Source organism: Microcoleus sp. Z1_A1, assembly GCF_036700305.1.
Taxonomy (GTDB): Bacteria; Cyanobacteriota; Cyanobacteriia; order Cyanobacteriales; family Microcoleaceae; genus Microcoleus.
Genome location: NZ_JAUBOR010000017.1, coordinates 12,972 through 33,196, shown reverse-complemented (window position 1 = coordinate 33,196; position 20,225 = coordinate 12,972). Strand labels below are relative to the sequence as shown.

The following is a 20,225-nucleotide window of genomic DNA, read 5'->3' as shown; positions in this document are numbered from 1 at the left end:
TATACCAAATCCGGTGGCATTGGAATTGATATTACGCAAAACAATCATAACCATTACTTCCATCCCAACCACCTGAGCACCGGCACAACTAAATAATGACTAACTCCCAAACAAAGCCCGATCGCACTTCCCAACAAACCAAAAAACACAATTGATCCCCAAACTTGCAGCCAGCCGAAGGTAACGTTAGACAGTGACAAAATCCCAAAGAAACTCCCCGGAAAAATGTTCCACGCATTCAGAAACAGAAACATTCCCGTAGAGAAAACAGCCACTACCAAAGCGTGAACTAATTGATGACTCCGCAAACCCATTCCCACAGTCATAGAGGCGATCGCAAAAGCTCCCAAAATAACCCCCTGCACACCACTAGAAGCTGTTGCTTCCATCCAGCACAAACCCGCCAACAAATAACCCTGAGCTCCCATCAATCCAGACAGCCAATACTGTTTTTGCTGGCGAAAACTCCCCGCATCAGTCAAACCGATCGCAGTTCCCAATCCCGCAAATCCAAACAGCAGCACTTCCGGCCCGACAGCGAAAGTCATATTAGGAATTAATTGCTGCAAACCTTCATTCAGAAAACTGGCAATTTCCGGGCCAATAGGCGAAGCATAACCCAAAACCAAACCGCCGATCGCCCCCGCACTTCCACCAACGGCACCCAGCACCATTTCCCAGCCCGTATCCAGAGAAGCTACCACGATTTGGGCGATCGCGCCGAACAGCGCAACCGTCAAACTTCCCGTTTTTTGCGCCCCCGCCACCACTATTTGCCGACAGAATTCTACAATAGCTTGACCCATGGGGGCGATGGCAATTTTGCCCTTACTCCTAGCATAAATCTCCTGCAAACGCGCCCGAACATCCCCAGCCGTCGCCGGACGTTCCCGCACGTTCGATCGCACCATATCGTCCAACAAATTCGCAAAAGGCGGACTCACAGATACAATGTGGCGCCACCGCAACTCACCCGTCATCGGATCTTCAATTTGGGCCGGATACTTCCCCGTCAGCAAATGAATGCAAGTCCGCCCCAGCGCATAAAAATCCGTCGCCGGCACCACACCGCCGCCCACAATTTGTTCCGGCGGACTGTACCCAGGCGAAATCAACCGCGTCGAACTCGGAGAATCTTTCCCCACCGGTTCGACACCGCCCATCTGTTTAACTCCCCCAAAGTCGATCGTCACCAATTGCAGTCCGCCCAAACCCTTGCTTAGCAAAACTTGGGGCGATTCCGGGTCTCGCAGCATCAAATTTGAGGGTTTAATATCGCGGTGAATAATCTGACACCTGTGCAACTCCTCTAAAATTTCCACAGCTTGACTCAGCCAACTAAACACCCATTCCTGCGGACATCCTTGAGGGTGCTCGTCGAGAACTTCTTCTAAAGTTTTGCCGTGAATCTTTTCCATTACCAAACAAGGCAGCCGCTTCGCCGCAGGATTTCCCTCCCCGCCTGCAAAATTTTGTGTTTGGACGTGAAAATAACCGTCAGGATCGACTCTAGGGACGCCAGGGTGCCGCAAAAGTGCCAAAACCCAAGCTTCTTGCTCGAACAGTTTCAGGGCTTTCGGGGCCGTTTCGAGCAACACTTTCAGGACGCGCTCGGTTTCAGTTTCTGTGTCCCAAACTGTGAAAATCGCTGCAAAACCCCCGGAACCGAGGCTTTCTAGAGGCACGTAGCGATTTTTTAGTCGCAGGGGAGCTCCGCAACTATGACAAAAATTGTTGCCCCAAGTCTGAGGGTAGGGCCTTGGGCAATCTGGATTGATGCAGTGGACGGCTTTTGAAGGGGGGTGAGGCACAACCAGAGTAAAAATGGGGCTAAATATCCATAGTAGACTTACGCGCCGCTAACGCAGAAACCCGGTTTTCAGCGTGGTCAAATGGCTGTAACGACGGATTTGGTTTGAGAGCACAAGTCCTGTCCATATTATGTGCTATGCTGTCGATTTTTGAGTTGGCGGTCTCCGATTCACGGGATTTTAGATTTTCGATTTTAGATTGTGGATTTTGCCAGAGTTGGCGCGATCGCAGCAGCAACCTCAGAAACCGGGTTTCTTGGTATATTTCTCGTTTAGCACCAATTTTTCGTAGAAACCCGGTTTCTCGCCCACCCACGGGATTTTGGATTTTGGATTTTCGATTTTGGATTGTGCCAGAGTTGGCGCGATCGGGCTTTACAACCTCAGAAACCCGGTTTCTTGCTATATTTCTCGTTAATATACCCAAATTTTTCCCATCAACCCGGTTTCTTGGCCCCCCACGGGATTTTCAATTAAATAATTGCATACTCGATTGCAGTTGAGCTCGATCTCCTACCCTAAAATTAAGTATTTATAACTAACTTTTCCTCCCCCCAACCTAAAATTTACAATCTCAAATTTAATCGATCTCCACCATAAAATTAAGTATTTATGACTAATCTTTCCTGTTTCCTCAATCTAAAATCCAAAATCTAAAATCCAAAATCTCTTCGATCCCCAGCCTTTCCTCCTGCATCCTTCGTCGCTGGTATTTCATAAGATATGTTACAAATATTTGCCTAATGTAAAGCAAAATAAATAATACTTATGATGATTAAAAGAATATTAAAATTTGAGAGTGACACTTTGTTGATATATTTTTAACAGCCTGCGATCGGGCAAAAAAATTAAGCGAATACTAGGAAGCGAGATATGGCTTACGCGCAAACCCAAACTCAATCAAAGGCTGGGTATAAAGCCGGAGTTCAAGACTATAAACTAACGTATTACACGCCGGACTACACGCCGAAAGATACAGATATTTTGGCAGCCTTCCGCGTCACACCGCAGCCGGGAGTTCCCCCAGAAGAAGCAGGCGCTGCTGTGGCTGCTGAATCTTCTACAGGTACATGGACGACTGTTTGGACAGACCTCCTGACCGACCTCGACCGCTACAAAGGTCGCTGCTACGACATCGAACCAGTTCCCGGTGAAGACAACCAATATATCTGCTTCATTGCTTATCCTTTGGATTTGTTTGAAGAAGGTTCCGTCACCAACTTGCTGACCTCTTTGGTCGGTAACGTGTTCGGTTTCAAAGCTCTGCGCGCTCTGCGTTTGGAAGATTTGCGGATTCCCATCGCTTACCTGAAAACCTTCCAAGGCCCTCCTCACGGTATTACCGTTGAGCGGGACAAATTGAACAAGTACGGCCGTCCTTTGCTGGGTTGTACAATTAAGCCCAAATTGGGTCTGTCTGCTAAGAACTACGGCCGTGCCGTTTACGAAGTTCTGCGCGGCGGTTTGGACTTCACCAAAGACGACGAAAACATCAACTCGCAACCGTTCATGCGTTGGCGCGATCGTTTCTTGTTCGTTCAAGAAGCTATTGAAAAAGCCCAAGCAGAAACCGGCGAAGTCAAGGGTCACTACCTCAACGTAACTGCCCCTACCTGCGAAGAAATGATGGAGCGGGCTGAGTTCGCTAAGGAAATCAAAACCCCCATCATCATGCACGACTACCTGACCGGTGGTTTCACTGCAAACACCACCTTGGCTAAATGGTGCCGCCGCAACGGTATTTTGCTGCACATTCACCGCGCCATGCACGCAGTTATCGACCGTCAGAAAAACCACGGTATCCACTTCCGCGTGCTTGCCAAGTGCTTGCGGATGTCCGGTGGAGACCACCTGCACTCCGGTACAGTTGTGGGTAAACTCGAAGGCGAAAAAGGCATCACGATGGGCTTCGTAGACTTGATGCGCGAAGACCACATCGAAGAAGACCGCAGCCGCGGTATTTACTTCACCCAAGATTGGGCCTCCATGCCTGGTGTCATGCCAGTTGCATCCGGTGGTATCCACATCTGGCACATGCCAGCCTTGGTGGAAATCTTCGGCGACGACTCCTGCTTACAGTTCGGCGGCGGCACCTTGGGCCACCCTTGGGGTAACGCACCTGGTGCAACTGCTAACCGCGTTGCTTTGGAAGCTTGCGTCCAAGCTCGTAACGAAGGCCGCAACTTGATGCGCGAAGGCGGCGACGTAATTCGCGAAGCTTGCAAATGGTCTCCTGAACTGGCTGTTGCTTGCGAACTCTGGAAAGAAATCAAGTTTGAGTTTGAGGCAATGGATACCCTTTAAGGATTTTTGGTTTGAGATTTTAGGTTTTAGGTCGCAAACTTGCTGGGAAGTCTTTATCTTTGAAGAAGATTTACAAGTAAGTTTGCATCCAAAATCTAAAATCCAAAATCTAAAATTTGAGGGAGCTGGGGTCAAAATGGATCTCAAACAAGTTGCGAAAGACACCGCTAAGGTGCTGGCAAGTTACCTAACCTATCAATCCGTGCGGATGGTGGTCGCTCAGTTGAGCGAAACCAATCCTCCTCTGGCAATCTGGTTGAATGACTTTTCCACTAAGGGCAAAATCCAAGATGGAGAAGCTTATATTCAAGAGTTGCTTTTGGAAAATCAAGATTTAGGCTTTCGGATCATGACTGTGCGAGAGTATCTGGCTCACGATGTGACGGAATTTTTGCCAGAAATGGTTTGTACTGGCATTCAACAGGCGAATATGGAACACAGACGCCAGCATTTAGAGCGAACTACGCAACTTAATTGGTCTGTTTCTAGCAGTAATCCTGAAACATCAATAGATTCTGAACCGAATCTGGATAATTTGTCGAGTTAATCGATCGACAAGTGCGATCGAACACACACCTTAGAGATACAAAAAATGAAGACTTTACCTAAAGAGCGTCGTTACGAAACTCTGTCCTATTTGCCCCCGCTGACAGACGCCCAAATTGCCAAGCAACTCCAATACATCTTGGATCAAGGCTACATTCCCGGCGTAGAATTCAACGAAACCTCTGCCGCTGAAATGCGCTACTGGACTATGTGGAAGTTGCCTTTGTTTGGTGCTCGCAGCGTCCAAGAAATCATGACAGAAGTTCAAGCTTGCCGTCAAGAAAATCCTAGCTGCTACATCCGCGTCATGGGTTTTGACAACGTGAAGCAATGCCAAGTGCTCAGCTTCATCGTCCACAAGCCTAACACCAGAGGCTACTAAAAAGTATTGGCTGGCTAATCTAACTTTTAGGTTAACAGTCATTGCAGATTGGAGGCGGGGAATTTTCTCTGCCTCTTTTTTTATAGCTTACAAATAGCTTTTAAAACTTGCAGCAACAAAATTGAAGAGTCGGACTCCATCAGGTTTAGCAAAGGCATTAGCTGATAGGTTGGGTTGTGGCCCCCCTGAATATGGACGAACTGATAGTGCATTCCGTTTGTTGTCAAGCCCCAGATTGTGTCTTGATATTTTAAATTTTGATAAGCATAGGTTAGCAATTGGGATAAACCCATCAATGCGTTGATTCCAGAATTTTTACTTTCAATCACCAAAACCCAAAAATATGTATCGCTTCTGATAGGTTTTATCCTGTTGACAGCCAAGATATCAAACCGTCCTTTAATGATAGTATCTTCATCTTCAATGCTAATTTCGGCGATGTCTTGTTCTAAACTAATTTTAATCGGGCGACGGTAGAAGCCAGCCAATCGCATTAAGGGAAAGGTAGTCAGAGCTTTTACCAGTCCTTCAGAAACTCTATCAGTTAAAATGTAGTCATCGAAATCATCCCTAATTTGTATAATTTCCTGCTGTTCGTGTTCTGTTATATCTTCAACGGATAACAGAGAAGTAAATGAGTTCGTGTACTGCTTTTGAAAGCCGAACAGACGGTGTACTTCTGCTAATGTTAGGTTTTTGGCATTAATAGTTGTCATTGTATAATAGTTATTTAAGTTTTAGTGATAATTATAACATAGACATTGCGGTAGTCAATTTGCACCATTCTTAGGAACAGGCAAGATGCCTGTTCCACAACATATCAAGTTTCTTGTGGGGTATGCCGGAGAGCCGGCTCATATTCTTAGGAACAGGCAAGATGCCTGTTCCACGACATATTAATTTTTTTGTGGGGCGGGCATCTTGCCCGCCCAAGAAAGTGACAAATGGGATAACTGCGAACCTAATCTATCCTTTCCATCACAATTCCATCAACTATTTCATAACCCCAATTAGAGTTGCGGTTGGCAAGCTGTTTTGCCATATCATATTCGCCTAAATTGCAGAGTTCAACTAACTTTTGATATCCTTCATCTATTTCTCGCTGCAACCTCTCCCCCCGCAGTTTTTCTCTCTCTTCCTCAGAAGGATTTGGTCGCTCTTCTCCCAGTGGATTGATATCGCTAATTCGTTTCATATCCGTCTCATTAAAAAGGAATTGATTCGACTATTTCACCGTCAACTATTTCGTAGCCCCATTCTGGGTTGGCAGCGATTTGTTTTTCTACTAGACTTCGACCTAGAGGAGTTTTGTAAGCTTTTTGCAAAGAGGAAATACTGGGGATTTCGGTGGCGGTTGATGGCTCTTTTTGTTCGAGTTTTGGTGGTTCAGCAATTGTTTCAGATGTGGATTGATTGAGGGCAAATTGCGGGGCGATCGCCCCTAACTTCCGCATAACGCTATCCTTGGTGATTTGCGGTTTTTCGTTGAAGGAAGACGGCAGATATGGTGTGTCAACGCCCTGCTGTTTTGCTTTGAGTGCATCATCAGCAATACGATCGCACTTTCGCAAAAAACCCTCCCACAAATCTTTGCCCAAAACCGGGTTTCTCAAATCAGCACGGGCTTTAGAGACTGCTGCTTCCAGCGGTTCGCCTTTGTGCACGTAATACTGAATTCGCTCCTCTTCAAAGGCGGGATAAGGCACTTCCGGCTCGATTTCCCAATCCCGCTTGACTTTCTGACTTTCTCCTAAAGGGATTCCGGCGATAAATTCATCCCAAAAAGTCGAGGTTAAGCCTTTTGTCATGCTGTCAATAATTTTAAATGCCCATCCAGAAGGATTGCCAAATCCTAAATTATGCTCTTGAGCATATGCTTCTAAAGCTCGCTGAAAGTTGTGGAGTTCTTCTTGGGAATTCCAAGGGCCGCTAAATCGGTAATTCGGGGTGACAGCAACGGCTATTTGCTGGCGGGGTTGCCCGAAATATTTGTCGGTTTTAACTACATGATTTGGGGGTGATGTTTCGGGGATTATTTCTACAGGGTGATTGTTGTTTTCCCGGGTTGTCTGTGGTATAATTCCGGCAGGATTGGATGTCCAAAAGTGATTGAGTTTTTCCTCCAAAGCGTCAATGTCCGCCCAGAGTTCTAGGGTGTCGGTGTTGGGATTTGGTAGTTTTTCTTTCAGGAGCGATCGCACTTTGAGCTGCTTTCTCGCTAATTCCTGTTCTTCCTGATTTAAACCCGTTGCTTTTTCTATTTCTGTGCTCTTAGTTTTCACCCATTCGCCGGAGTTGGACTTTTGTGATTGCCATTGCAATAATTGGCAAAGAAAAATACTCGCCGCGACTCCGCCAGTAATTGTGGCGAGTTTGGGATAGTAGATGGCGGGGTTTCCGAGATTTCCTAAAAATATTCCTATTTTCATTTTTTATATTCCTAATTCCCTTGAATAGTAGGGTGATTTTCGGCGCACCATACCTCGACTAAACTAGCATTGAAAAACTTAAGATTTTCTTTAAACTCCTGTCTATTCCTGACTGAATGGAGTTCCTAGAGTAAAAACGGGGATCGCTTATTCGATCGCCTGATTGACAGGACTGAGTTAAACGTAATAATAAATTATTTACTGTAAAGCTCCTGCCAAAATGAATCCAGAACGTCAAGAGGCTTATTTGAACTTAATCGAGCGAGTGCTTACCTGTCCCAACGGCCAAGAACCAGAAGTTTTGAGTTCCCGTTCGGATTTAATTGATGCGGGATTTGTGCAAATGCTAATCCAGATATCGGCTTCAATGGCCCGCGAAGGTGACGAAGATACTGCTAATTTTTTAGTGCAACTTGCTCGTTTGCTGGGGAAATCTTTGGGTTTGTCGCCGGATTTGATGCTGGCTGGGTACAGTAGTGGACAGGGGTAGAGAAAAAGTGCGTTAGCGAAGCCCTCGAAGAGGATCGTCTCGTTGTATCATGTTTTGAGAAATGAGGGCGATTCCCTACCCTTTGGGATAGCTTTGTGTCACCTAATTTTTAAATGCAGCTATGGCTTTACAGTTTATATTCGAGAGGTTCACAAAAATCATTTACCCCAGTTTTAAATACATAAATAATCACCGAAGTCACCAAAATATCAGGGCAAATTGTTGCGGCAACTAAATCTCTAAATGCTGCATTCAATTGTCCGTTTGTTAACTCTTCTTTAACCTCTGATTTGCAGATAGCAACGCGGCATCTTTTAGCCAATCCGTCTAACCAATTTTCCGAGATATTCGGTTCTTGTCCGGCTTGAATTGCTAGAGATATCGCTGCATCTTCGATGTTACCTTCGCAATCTTCGATGGCGTCTAGGGCTTTTAGGGCTTCGGGATATTCTGCTAATTGCGATCGAAATTGGGCAATTTGTTGTGAGGTAATAATCACCATATTATTTTCCTGTGTTTTTTGCTGGTGGGATAAGTTTAGCAATTAAAGTGGCTATTATAGCATTTTTTGATTGAGATGGGAATTGGGCGATCGAACTTAATTACATTTTCAACTAATATTTTGCACTTCGCAATGGTCGGGCTGGGGCTTAAGCCCTGGTATTAAAGCTTAAGTCCAGGCTATGAGGAGTGATGTTGAAATTGACAAAATGTGGGGCTAAAATAGGTTTGCAGGACTCATATTTCTAGGGAGTTAGGAAAAATGACAACCATTATTTTAAACTTAGATACTGTCGAACTAACAGATGAACAGTTTTACCGTTTATGCCAGATGAATCGAGATTGGCAATTTGAACGGACACCTAAAGGAGAAATCATTATTATGTCACCCGTAGGCGGAGTCAGTGGCAATCGAAAAGCCTATTTAATTACAGATTTGGGCTTGTGGAACCGTAAAACGCAGCTAGGGAGAGTGTTTAGTTCTTCTACAATTTTTCGCTTGCCTAATAATGGCTATCGAGCTCCAGACGTGGCTTGGGTTAGCCTAGAAAGATGGTCTGCTTTAACAGCAGAAGAACAAGAGAAATTTCCGCCAATTTGTCCTGATTTTGCCATTGAATTGCGATCGCGCCCAGACCCGCTGCGGCCGCTGCAGGAGAAAATGCAGGAGTATCTAAACAGCGGTTTACGCTTGGGTTGGTTAATTAATCCTCTAGACGAACAAGTTGAGATTTATCGCCCTTCTCGCCAAGTAGAGATTGTACAATTTCCTGTAAATTTATCGGGAGAAGATGTCTTGCCCGGATTTGTACTTAATTTGCCCATGATTTGATATTGCATCAAATTTTTCCTGTTTCCAACTGTATTTTCTTCGGACAAATATCATCATCGTACCAACCAGTCAAAGCCACCGCCAAAGCATCCGCCGCATCGTCGGGTTTCGGAATGTAACCCAACTCCAACTCCCGCGCCACGGCATCTTGCACTTCAGATTTATCCGCATTACCGCGGCCCGTCAAAGCTTGCTTAATTTGAGCCGGCGTAAACTCGAACAGCGGCACTCCACACTGCGCCAATACTAGGGTCAAAACGCCCCGCGCTTGCGCTACCAGTATGGTATTTCCCATCTTGTAAAAAAACAGTTTTTCGGCAATTGCTATATCAGGTTTAATCTGTTCAATTACCTCGTGCAAATCGTCGTAAATTGTTTTCAAGCGCTGTCCCATTTCCTGTTTTGGCGTTGTTTGTATGACGCCGCAATCAATCATGGAAACGCTGTTTTTATCTTGTTTGCCGGGGACAATTTGACAGGAAATTGCCCCGTAGCCAAGATTTGCTAAGCCCGGATCTAATCCTAAAATTCGTTTTTCCATTGCCAGAATTAGTAATTGGGAATGGGGAATTAGGTATGAAAATTTGGGAAGGTTTCATCACCACCAATTACCCATTACCAATTACCAATTACCCATTACCCCTCAGTTGATTCTAGACCGAATACCCGATCGAACACTTTAGTCACTTTATACCCCGAATCTATTGATTCTAGCGGGTCTTTCCGCAACCGGTGCCGCAAACACAGAGTCATCACCCGGCGAATATCGTCCACAGTCACCTCCGTGCGGCATTCCAAAGCCGTGAAAGCTTTCGCAGCCCGATTCGTCACCAAATCGCCCCGCAGCCCGTCTACGTCCAATTCCGCGCAAACTTGGGAGATTTTTACCCGCAACTCTCGATCGATAGTTACCGATTTCAATCTTTCCTGAGCTTCCACCAACTTCTGCTGCATATCATCTTGTTCGTGCTGATATTTCGCGAGAAACTCCGGCGGATTTTGGTCAAAACTCGATCGCTGTTCGACAATTTCCACTCTTAAATTCGGGTCTTTTACAGTCCGAATTTCTGCGTGCATCCCGAATCTGTCGAGCAACTGCGGCCGCAATTCTCCTTCTTCTGGATTCCCGGAACCGATGAGAATAAACTTAGCCGGGTGGCGGATCGAAATGCCTTCTCTTTCCACAGTATTCCAACCGCTGGCGGCGGAGTCGAGCAAAACATCGACTAAATGATCGTCGAGCAAATTGACTTCATCAACGTACAGAATGCCGCGGTTAGCTTTAGCTAAAAGACCTGGTTCAAAAGCTTTAACACCTTCCGACAAAGCTTTCTCGATGTCGATCGTACCGCAAACTCGGTCTTCGGTAGCGCCCAAAGGTAAATCTACCATTTGGACTTTTTTGCGGGCGATTTTAATGTCAGTTTGAGATAAAGTGCGATCGCGCACCTCATCACTCATCAAATCTGGATCGCTGGGATGACTGTTAAAAGGATCGTCAGCCACCACCTCAATTTCCGGCAGCAAATCAGTGAGGGCGCGGATTGTGGTAGATTTACCAGTACCTCGATCGCCCATAATCATCACTCCGCCAATTTTGGGATCGATGACATTCAACAGCAGCGCCAGTTTCATCTCCTCCTGGCCAACAATTGCAGTGAAGGGAAAAACAGCGCGACGGGCTGCGGTAGCGGTAACGGTTGGTAGGACGCCCGCATTTAGGGTATTGCTGACTTCGGCAGTAGGACTCACAGGATAACTCAAAATATAATAATTGCTTGTTTATTGTAGGGGATAAGGGATTGTCTGGGGCGATCGCACTTGTAGGGTATGGTTCCCACAGAGCACTGAGCCCCTTTAAAACCTAAGCGCCACTAAGATTTGCTGCATTTACATTGTAGATTTGCGCGGACTCTCCTGCCCACCTCACAAGAGTTTGAAGCAACATCACCAAGTACATTAAATGCGGGTAGATTGCAAATTTTGGGCGATCGGCAACCCTAATGTAAACTTATGTAACGATTCACCGCGCTTCGCATAAAAACCTCAACTTCCCCCAGATAGATAATTAAGAGCGTTTTCAACCAACTATTTTTCAGGGGTAGTATGACTGAACTTAACATCGGGGCATTGGCTGACGGCAAAACCTACACAGGTAGTGTTGACACTACAAATATTTTTGACCTTTACAAATTTAACCTCAACAGTCCGGGAAGTTTCAAATTCACGATCGACGGTTTGAGCGGGAATGCCGACGTATTTTTGTTAAACTCTAGTGGCGCACCACTTTACAGTTCCACAAACGCGGGAACCAGTGCAGAAACAATTAGTGTTGACAGCTTACTAGCCGGAGACTATTCAGTCAAAGTTTTGCAAATCAGTGGCGACATCAAATACACGCTGAATTTAGCACCAACTAGCACTCAAAAATCATCCGACGCAGACACCCTCACCGGTGCACAATCAGATTCTCTACTTCCCTCAAACAGCGCCGAAACTTCGGAAAAACCCACTGCAAACATAGATGTAATTACAGGAACTCCTGTTGAAGACAAGACTGTCACCGCAGAAACAACATCAACAACTACCGACAAACCAGTCACTACCGACTCCGAAACAACTCTCACATCTGAACCAGAAAAACCTGTAGCAACGACTGAATCTGCCACAGAAACATCAACAACTACCGACAAACCAGCTACTACAGATTCCGAAGCAACTCTCACGTCTGAACCAGAAGAACCTATTTCCACGACTGACTCGGCAATTGAAACAACATCAACAATTACCGAAAAATCAGTCCCAGACACCTCCGAAACAACTCTCACATCTGAACCGGAAAAACCTGTAGCCACGACTGAATTTGCTAGCGAAGAACTGCCAACAAGTGAAGAGACTACATCAGCGGGGGAAATCGCACAAGACAAGCCAACCGATTCGGCAATTTCAACACCCGAAGAACCCAGCGAAACTGTTGCCACAAACAATCTAAATAGCACAGCCGCCGCCAAAACAGATGCAGTTGCAGGCGAAACAGTTGCCACTCAAGAACCAAAAACAGGCGAGACTGTAGTTACTATTTCCCCAGATGCCAGCAAGCCAGAAGACGAAACAAATACTGACACTAGCAACGGGGAAGAAACAGAGAAAGAGAATTCAACTACTACCATAGCAACAACTGAAACCCAAAAAGAACCCGAACCGACTACGGATAAAAAGTTAATTTCTCCCTTTACATCGGGGGTATTTACTACCGATGAAACTGGTCGCATCAGTATAGACTACACATTTGATGGTGGGAGGTTCCAAGGTGAGTTAGCTATTTTCAGCTTAGACGATTTAGACAAATTTGAACCTGGTTCGGAAGCATTCATTAAAGAAGTAGCTGCGCGTTCTTTAAGTAACTCGGTGAAAGGTCATGTAGTGATTAATGATGCTACAGAAGGTGCACGGTTTTCCGGTTTCTTAGGAGAGAATAATGCCAACGAAGGAGTCTACCTAGGAGTCAAAAGTTTTGCCGTAACTGCTGGGGGTAAATATGGGGTGATGTTGGTACCCAACGGTAGTGTCAAGTCTGTGTTTGATAATCCGACTGCTGGCGGCGCTCAACGTCCTTTATTTTCAATGGCAATGGCGAATCCTGTGGAGGGATTTCACTTTGGTCAAATTGCCGATGTCACGGGGGAAGGCAATACCTTTGTCATGGAGGATATGCGGTTAGATTCGGGGACTGACAGGGATTACAACGATATCATTTTCCAAGTGCGGGGTGCGACGGCAACAACTGCTTTGGTGGATAGTGTGATTAACCCCGATAAAGAGTGGCGGAAAACTGATTTGGGCAAGGCACTTATTGCTTATGCGAAACCTTACATTACCCCGGAAACAAAACCAAATGTAGATGCTGAACTATCCGATTTACTTGATGATTTAGAAACGGAAATTCTGAATCCATCAACTTCAGATATAGAGACTCCAAAAACTCCAGCGCCTGTCGCAAATACCGACACCAATACTACTGATGCAACCAAGGTTGTACCAACGGATAAGGTAGATGCAAATCCTACTACTCCAGCGGTGACGACTGAGGAAGAAGTCAAAGATATTGCGAATAATTCGGGTGATTCGACTCAGGTTGAAACTACCGACAAGGTAGATGCAAAGCCTACTACTCCAGCGGTGACGACTGAGGAAGAAGTCAAAGATATTGCGAATAATTCGGGTGATTCGACTCAAGTTGAAACTACCGAAAAGGTAGATGGAAAGCCTACTACTCCAGCGGTGACGACTGAGGAAGAAGTCAAAGATATTGCGAATAATTCGGGTGATTCGACTCAGGTTGAAACTACCGAAAAGGTAGATACAAAGCCGACAACAGGTGCGACAACTACACCAACTGCTGGCAAAGATACTGTGGCGGATTCGACTGAAAATTTACCAGTTGAAAAAACGCCTATTCCCGCAGCGACAACTGAGGTAAAAGACCAAGTTACCGAAGCACCAGCGATGCCAACTTTGCCAGCTAAATCTACTACTGAGACGGAAGTTGCTGCAACGATACCAACTGAGAAAGTAGAAACAAAGCCGTCAGTTTTGCCAGCGGAAACTCTGACAAAGGTAGAGACAAAGCCGTCAGTTTTGCCAGCGGAAACTCTGACAAAGGTAGAAACAAAACCCGAAGTCTTGCCAGCGGAAACTCTGACAAAAGTAGAAACAAAATCCGAAGTTTTGCCAGCGGAAACTCTGACAAAGGTAGAGACAAAACCCGAAGTTTTGCCAGCGAAAACTCTGACACAAGTAGAAACTCAGCCGTCAGTTTTGCCAGCGGAAACTCTGACAAAGGTAGAAACAAAACCCGAAGTTTTGCCAGCGGAAACTCAGGCGAAAGTAGAAACAAAGCCGGCTTTAGTAACTGAGGTAGAGAAAACTGAAACTCCTCAAGTTGTTGTAGCCGCAAATCCTGTAGAGTCGGTGAAGGAAAGTCAGCCAACAGTGGCTATTGAGCCGAAAGAAACTCCAGCGATTGTGCCGCCGACAGCAGCGAAAACTATGCCAGTTGTAGGTACGAATACTGCTGTAGACTTGCGGAACAAGGAGATAGTTACTCAGACTGAGACTGCTGGTGTTAATGATGCTGCACCAAAAGAGTTATTGCCAATTTCTCCAACTGTTGCAAAACCAATTGAGAATAATTCGACTGCGGCGGTGACTGAACCGGTTAAGCAGGAAGTAGCACAAAACAATAATAATGTCAATGCTGATTGGATTGCGCGGTTGGATAGCATTAAACAGCGTTTGAGTAATTTGGGTAGTGCGGATATTGTTGAGGAGAGTATTATAGATCGCACTTCGATCGCTCGTTTAGAAGCCATGACTGAGAAGTTGAGGGAGCAAACTGAATCGACTCCTATTTCTGACAATACAGCGGCGTTGATTTCGCGGCTGGAAGATATGGTTGTGAAAGTCGCACCTAAACCAGTTGAAACTGTTCAACCAGTACAATTGGAGTTTCCTGTAGCAAATCAGCCGTTAGTTGGTGTAATTGATACGGGTTTCAGCGGCAATAATCCTGATATTGACTATTCACGGATTATTTTAGGGCGCGATCGCGTTTCTAATGATGCTAACCCTTTACTGGCGACAGGTGAAGGCAACGAACACGGTACGCACATTTTAGGGATTATTGGCGCAACTCAAAACAATGGTGTGGGCATTGATGGGGTGAACGATCAAGCGCCTTTGTGGGTGGGGCGTGCGATCGGTTCTGGACAGTGGGCGGAATCTTTGGTTGAATTTGTCAATGCTGCGATCGAGTCGAATCAACCGAATGCTGTTGTCAACCTGAGTTTAGATTTAACTCAAATCAATCCAGATGGTAACGTTACTACTCGCTATGAATTTACGCCGGAGGAAAGAAGTGCGATCGAATATGCGCGTCAGCATAACGTATTGCTGGTAGTTGCGGCTGGTAACGATGGCGGTGTGATGTCAGTTTTGGGTCAAGCTTCCCAGGAATTTGACAACATTATTACTGTCGGTGCGGCGGAACGAATTAATGATGAAATTGCACTTTCTAAAGCTTACGATCGCGCGGACTATTCCAGTTACGGTCGCGGATTGGATATCATGGCCGACGGGGGAACAGTGGAAAATCCAGTGTTGTCCACTACTGGTGATGGAGTTGGTACGATGGCGGGGACTTCGGTGGCGACTGCAAAAGTCACGGGTGCGGTTTCGCAAGTTTGGGCGGCGAATCCAAGTTTGAGTTATCGCCAAGTAATTCAAATCATCAAGGATACAGCTACTGATTTAAAGACTCCCAATTGGGATGGCGAGACGGGTGCTGGAGTGGTAAATTTAGAAGCTGCTGTCGCTTTGGCTCTAGCTACGATACCGCAAGAGTATGACGTATCAGCAATGTTAGTTCCTGAAACATGGAGTGGTGAAGGGAAGGTAACACCTAGCGAACGAGCGGCTGCTAGTCCCTTGTGGCCCACTGTCGAATCAGCCAACTTTTCTGCTTGGGTAATGCCGACTAATGGTGCAAATGTGCGATCGGGCCCCGGAACTAATTTTGCGATCGTGAGTGTCTCTCCTTATCAAGCAACTATCCAATTTGACGGCTGGACTTATGGGGAGCGCATTCCTGACGAGCAACTAGGAACACCCGATGAGCGGTGGTATCGGATCGCAGGTACAAATAACTGGATGGCAAGTGCAGTTGTTTTCGGGAATGCACCCGGATCTACCCCGCTACCACCTGTTCAAGCGCAGCCACAACCTCTCCCCCCTGCCCTTTTACCCGGACAAGGAAAAGTGCCAGCTAATGCAGGCTCGTTTATAAAGACAGTAGTCAGCAATCAAGTAACCACTCACTACTACCAGAACGGATATTTGATGGTGCAGCCAAATGGGCAGCAAAGTTGGTACGCTTTGGGTTCGAGTGCGTTGCCATTGCTGCCAGTTCCGGTTCCAAAGCCCGTTACAGTATTGCCGTCGCCTCACGGCAGCACAGGGGGGTGGCAAGTGCAATTTTGGAATAACAAAAATCTCTCAGGTAATCCAACTTTTACTCGCGCCGAACCGCCGGGACAATTGCGATTTTCTGCTGGGGGAGTTCCATCTGGAACTGTTGGAATTCCTGCTGATGGCTTTTCAGCCCGCTGGGAAACCACTAGCAATTTTGAAGGCGGTTTTTATAACTTCATCAGTCAGGCAGATGATGGCGTGAGAGTTTACATTGATGGTGTCAAAGTTGTTGACAAGTGGAAAGACCAAGCTGCTGCTCGCAATGATGCTTTTGTCGCCGTACCGAAGGGTCAACATAAGGTAGTTGTCGAATACTTTGAAAATGCTGGAAATGCAGTTAATAACCTGCGGTGGGAAGCGTCAAATCTTCTAAAAAACTGGACAGGTGAATTGCGCCCGGTCGGTTACGATGGCGGAGCAGTTCACGACACTTATCTCAACAGCTATCAGCGCAATGGCGGCATTTCCAAAATTGGCTATCCGATTAATAAAGTCCATCCTTGGGCCCAAGGCTACACTCAAGATTTTGAGGGAGGATCTGACGGCAAAGGCGCGATTATGAAATCAAACGCCAACGATAATTCTTACTGGGTTGGCAACGATTTCTGGACAACCCTTTTAGCAACTGGCGGTGCTGACGGTATTTTAAAATATCCGACTTCCGATCGTTACTTCACTAAGTCTGGCCAACGACAAAATTTCCAAGGCGGTGTCATTCTCAAGTCTAAGAATGGAACGTTTCCTATCTTTGGCGGGATGGCTGGGAAGTATTTCGACTTAGGAGGGGAAAACAGCTTTCTGGGATTCCCCACTAGCGGTGAAATAGGTCTGGCTGACGGTTGGATTATTCAGAATTTTGAGGGAGGTTACATTCTTTATAAAGAAGGAATGCCAACCATTGCTTACAATACTAAGGCAATAGAAATCTTGCCACCAGATAGCGGTCATGGTAGCGCTTCGGACTGGCATGGTCAGTATTGGAATAATAATAATTTAGTTGGTTTTCCGCAGTGGTCGCAATACGAACAAAAAGGTGAATTGCGGTTCGCGGCTGGTGAAGGGGGGCCGCCCAATACCAGAGGAATTAAAGAAGATAATTTCGGGGCGCGTTGGATTACCACTAGCTATTTTGACGGTGGCATCTACAACTTTATCAATCAAGCTGATGATGGAGTACGGGTTTATGTGGACGGCAAACTGACTATTGACAAATGGAAAGACTCGGCGTTTGAAAAGAAAACAGCTTTCGCAGCTATTGAGCCTGGATACCATCAGGTCATGGTGGAGTATTTTGAGAATGGTGGTGCCGCCGCTAATACGCTGAAGTGGGAACAAGCAAATCCTCCTAAAGAATGGGCTGGTGAGTTCTATCGAGGGAAGGATCTAAATGATAACAACTTCGCTGGAAATCGCGGTGGCGGAACGAGTTTCTTAGATAAAGATTGGGGAAATAGCCATGAAGCGGGCGTGCCCATTGGTGACGACGATTTTTCAGATCGTTGGGCAACAACTCGCTATTTCGATTCGCCGGGAATTTACAAGTTTACCAGTCAAGCCGATGATGGTGTCCGGGTATGGGTGGATGATAAGCTGGTCATTGATAAGTGGGGCAACCAACCATTTGTTAGCAATGAGGTGCTAGTTTCACTCGATAAAGGTCATCACAGAATTCGAGTCGAGCATTTTGAAAATGCTGGGATTGCAGCGAATAAACTGAGTTGGCAGAAGTTACAATTTTCGCCAGTAGCCGTTCCAGGTGTTATCGGTTTAGTTCAACAGGAACCTTGGGTTGCTGAGTATTTCAATAATCGAGATTTGAGCGGGACACCTCTTGTAACTCGCACGGACGGTTCTACTACCGCAGGATTGAATTTAAACTGGGGTGAGGGCAGCCCTGACAGCCGAATTAACCAGGATAATTTTTCATCGCGGCTGACAACTCACCGACAATTGCCTGCTGGCACTTATAAGTTTAAGTTGCAAGCTGATGACGGGGCGCGATTGTATATTAATGGTGAAAAGGTTATTGACCGCTGGAACAATCCGCCTTTTAACGGTCACGAAGTAGAAATTACTCTCCCGGCTGGACTGCATACGCTGCAAGTCGAACACTCGGAAGATGTCGCACCAGCTTATCTGAATTTAGATTGGGATTACTCTCCTAATAGCCTTAATTACCCGATCGATCCTGCTTTGCAGTCTGCCTACAATAGTTTGGCAACTCAGTTAGGTACAAGCGCGATTGGAGTTGCGATTACTCAGTTACCGCCGAATCCTTTGAGTAATAAAATTCAGGAATTCCGAGGTACTTTGGGGCGGGGAGCATTGTTGAAAAAAGCGGGAAGTTCCACTGTTAGCTATGTGTTCGGCAAGTTGTGGGAGGCTTATCAAAAAGCTGGTGGTTCTAATGCTTTGGGTTATCCTTTGTCTTCTCAAAAGGATTTGGGCAATGGCGCTTATGAGCTGGATTTGCCAAATGGGAAGCTGTTCTGGGCACCGGGAATGACGAATCCCACTTACTACGAATATTTCAACAACCGTTTGACTATTCCTGCTGATAGTTGGCGGGGTGAATATTTCAATAATCGGGATTGGGCAGGAAGTCCTGCTATGGTTCGCGGTGATAGTCCTTCAGCTAGTAATTTGCATAAAGAATGGGTGCTTGGTAGCCCTGGGCCTGGGGTGCAAGCTGATAATTTCTCCGTGCGCTGGACGACGAATCGACCGTTTGACCGAGGAACCTATCGCTTTGTCGGCAACCACGATGACGGTTTTAAGGTAGAAGTAAATGGTCAGGTTCCCATTGACAAGATGATAGAAGTTGCAACACAGACAACTGGCTATGGAACTTTTACTCAGCCCGGTCAATATCCAGTGGAATTAAAATATCGGGAGTATGGTGGCGGTGCAACGGCTCAACTTCGCATGGAGAAAGCTTCTGATTTTGTTGTCGGTCTTGAAGCTAACAATAACCAGAGCATAGAATTGCCTGATGTTTTTAATAAACATGGTGGCTATGACCGAGTTGGTGTACCGACTAATAACGTTCATTTGTGGGGTAATGGTTATGTCCAAGATTTTGATGGCGGGGTGAATGGTTGGGGCATTTTGATGCGCCGTCACAATACGACAGTCTTCTATTATGTTTCTGGCAAAATTTGGGAAGCTTACCGTAACACAGACAACGGTGCCCCCGGTTGGTTAGGTTATCCCACTAGCGATCCTTTTCAGGAAGGAGGAGTTACTCGTCAAAACTTTGAAGGGGGTTACATTACTTTCAATGGTCAAACAGCAACAGTCCACCGTCCTACTCCGCCTGTACAGTCACAACCCGATCCAGGTGTAGGTGGAGGTGGAAAATATTATCCCGATCTCGCTTCTTTGACGAAGGCTAACTGGAACTATCAAAGTAAGGATAACTTATTTTTTGATGGTCAAACTGGAAATGGAGAAAGCTTACCATCAGTCAAACGAGTTTACTCGGATCTTTCTAATGGTATCTTTGGATCTTATAAAGCCATGACAGCAGGATACTTTGATAGCACGAATTACAGTGGCACACACTATGGCATTGATATGGCTGGTCTCGCTGGTAACCCCGTGAAAACTGTAGTTGGAGGTACAACTACTCTAGTGCAAAATAGTGCTGGTAATTACTTTATAGGCGTCAGAGGTGATGATGGAAATCTTTGGATTTATGGACATCTAGAAAAATATTCAGTGGGGATTGGTTCGCGGATAGAGGCTGGTACTACGATTGGTACAGTTTTCGATGGTGCGTACTTGGGTACTTATTGGATGTCTCAACACCTACATTTGGAAGTTCACCAAGGTCATACATACAACCAGGCTAAGTCAATAAGCCCTCTGGAAGCCTACTGGAAATTAAGGAATCTATAAA

The 20,225-nt window shown here is 45.9% G+C and carries 13 protein-coding genes; 6 read left to right on the top strand and 7 right to left on the bottom strand.

Annotation, left to right across the window (positions count from 1 at the left end; all coding sequences use genetic code 11):
• Positions 1-53: 53 nt before the first annotated feature.
• Positions 54-1,811 (bottom strand): serine/threonine-protein kinase, encoded by a 1,758-nt coding sequence (locus QT973_RS13505; protein ID WP_333054739.1) that lies wholly within the window; start codon positions 1,809-1,811, stop codon positions 54-56.
• Between the two features lie 873 nt (positions 1,812-2,684).
• Between QT973_RS13505 and QT973_RS13500 the strand changes: the two genes are divergently transcribed.
• The 3 genes from QT973_RS13500 (at position 2,685) to QT973_RS13490 (ending at position 5,043) form a co-directional block, all read left to right on the top strand.
• On the top strand, positions 2,685-4,115 hold the full coding sequence (locus QT973_RS13500; protein ID WP_333045238.1) for a form I ribulose bisphosphate carboxylase large subunit: 1,431 nt from the start codon (positions 2,685-2,687) through the stop codon (positions 4,113-4,115).
• Positions 4,116-4,251: 136 nt separating this feature from the next.
• Positions 4,252-4,662, top strand: coding sequence for a RuBisCO chaperone RbcX (rcbX, locus tag QT973_RS13495; protein ID WP_333054738.1), 411 nt, complete (start codon positions 4,252-4,254; stop codon positions 4,660-4,662).
• Positions 4,663-4,707: 45 nt separating this feature from the next.
• The gene (locus QT973_RS13490) at positions 4,708-5,043 is read left to right on the top strand and encodes a ribulose bisphosphate carboxylase small subunit (RefSeq protein WP_333054737.1); all 336 of its coding nucleotides are present in this window, start codon (positions 4,708-4,710) and stop codon (positions 5,041-5,043) included.
• An 80-nt stretch (positions 5,044-5,123) separates the two neighbouring features.
• Here the strand turns inward: QT973_RS13490 and QT973_RS13485 are convergent, their stop codons facing one another.
• The 3 genes from QT973_RS13485 to QT973_RS13475 all read right to left on the bottom strand — a co-directional run bounded on the left by QT973_RS13485 (position 5,124) and on the right by QT973_RS13475 (position 7,472).
• Positions 5,124-5,759: a restriction endonuclease subunit R gene (locus QT973_RS13485; protein WP_333314253.1), complete on the bottom strand. Its 636-nt coding sequence runs from the start codon at positions 5,757-5,759 to the stop codon at positions 5,124-5,126.
• Between the two features lie 245 nt (positions 5,760-6,004).
• Positions 6,005-6,238, bottom strand: coding sequence for a hypothetical protein (locus tag QT973_RS13480; protein ID WP_333208234.1), 234 nt, complete (start codon positions 6,236-6,238; stop codon positions 6,005-6,007).
• Between the two features lie 10 nt (positions 6,239-6,248).
• Complete coding sequence (locus QT973_RS13475) at positions 6,249-7,472, bottom strand: hypothetical protein (protein ID WP_333208233.1); 1,224 nt, start codon at positions 7,470-7,472, stop codon at positions 6,249-6,251.
• A 220-nt stretch (positions 7,473-7,692) separates the two neighbouring features.
• Between QT973_RS13475 and QT973_RS13470 the strand changes: the two genes are divergently transcribed.
• Complete coding sequence (locus QT973_RS13470) at positions 7,693-7,962, top strand: hypothetical protein (protein ID WP_333054733.1); 270 nt, start codon at positions 7,693-7,695, stop codon at positions 7,960-7,962.
• Between the two features lie 127 nt (positions 7,963-8,089).
• Here the strand turns inward: QT973_RS13470 and QT973_RS13465 are convergent, their stop codons facing one another.
• A complete protein-coding gene (locus QT973_RS13465; protein WP_333391515.1) occupies positions 8,090-8,464 on the bottom strand; it encodes a hypothetical protein in 375 nt (124 codons plus the stop codon).
• A 261-nt stretch (positions 8,465-8,725) separates the two neighbouring features.
• On the opposite strand from QT973_RS13465, the gene QT973_RS13460 reads away from it, so the two are divergent.
• Positions 8,726-9,295, top strand: coding sequence for a Uma2 family endonuclease (locus tag QT973_RS13460; protein WP_333054732.1), 570 nt, complete (start codon positions 8,726-8,728; stop codon positions 9,293-9,295).
• A gap of 7 nt (positions 9,296-9,302) precedes the next feature.
• Here the strand turns inward: QT973_RS13460 and ruvC are convergent, their stop codons facing one another.
• A complete protein-coding gene (gene ruvC, locus QT973_RS13455) occupies positions 9,303-9,836 on the bottom strand; it encodes a crossover junction endodeoxyribonuclease RuvC (protein ID WP_333054731.1) in 534 nt (177 codons plus the stop codon).
• 95 nt (positions 9,837-9,931) lie between these two features.
• Positions 9,932-11,047 carry a magnesium chelatase ATPase subunit I gene (gene bchI, locus QT973_RS13450; RefSeq protein ID WP_333391513.1) on the bottom strand — a complete coding sequence of 372 codons (1,116 nt, stop codon included), beginning with the start codon at positions 11,045-11,047 and terminating at the stop codon, positions 9,932-9,934.
• 354 nt (positions 11,048-11,401) lie between these two features.
• On the opposite strand from bchI, the gene QT973_RS13445 reads away from it, so the two are divergent.
• Positions 11,402-20,224 carry a PA14 domain-containing protein gene (locus tag QT973_RS13445; protein ID WP_333391511.1) on the top strand — a complete coding sequence of 2,941 codons (8,823 nt, stop codon included), beginning with the start codon at positions 11,402-11,404 and terminating at the stop codon, positions 20,222-20,224.
• The last annotated feature ends 1 nt before the right edge of the window (position 20,225 follow it).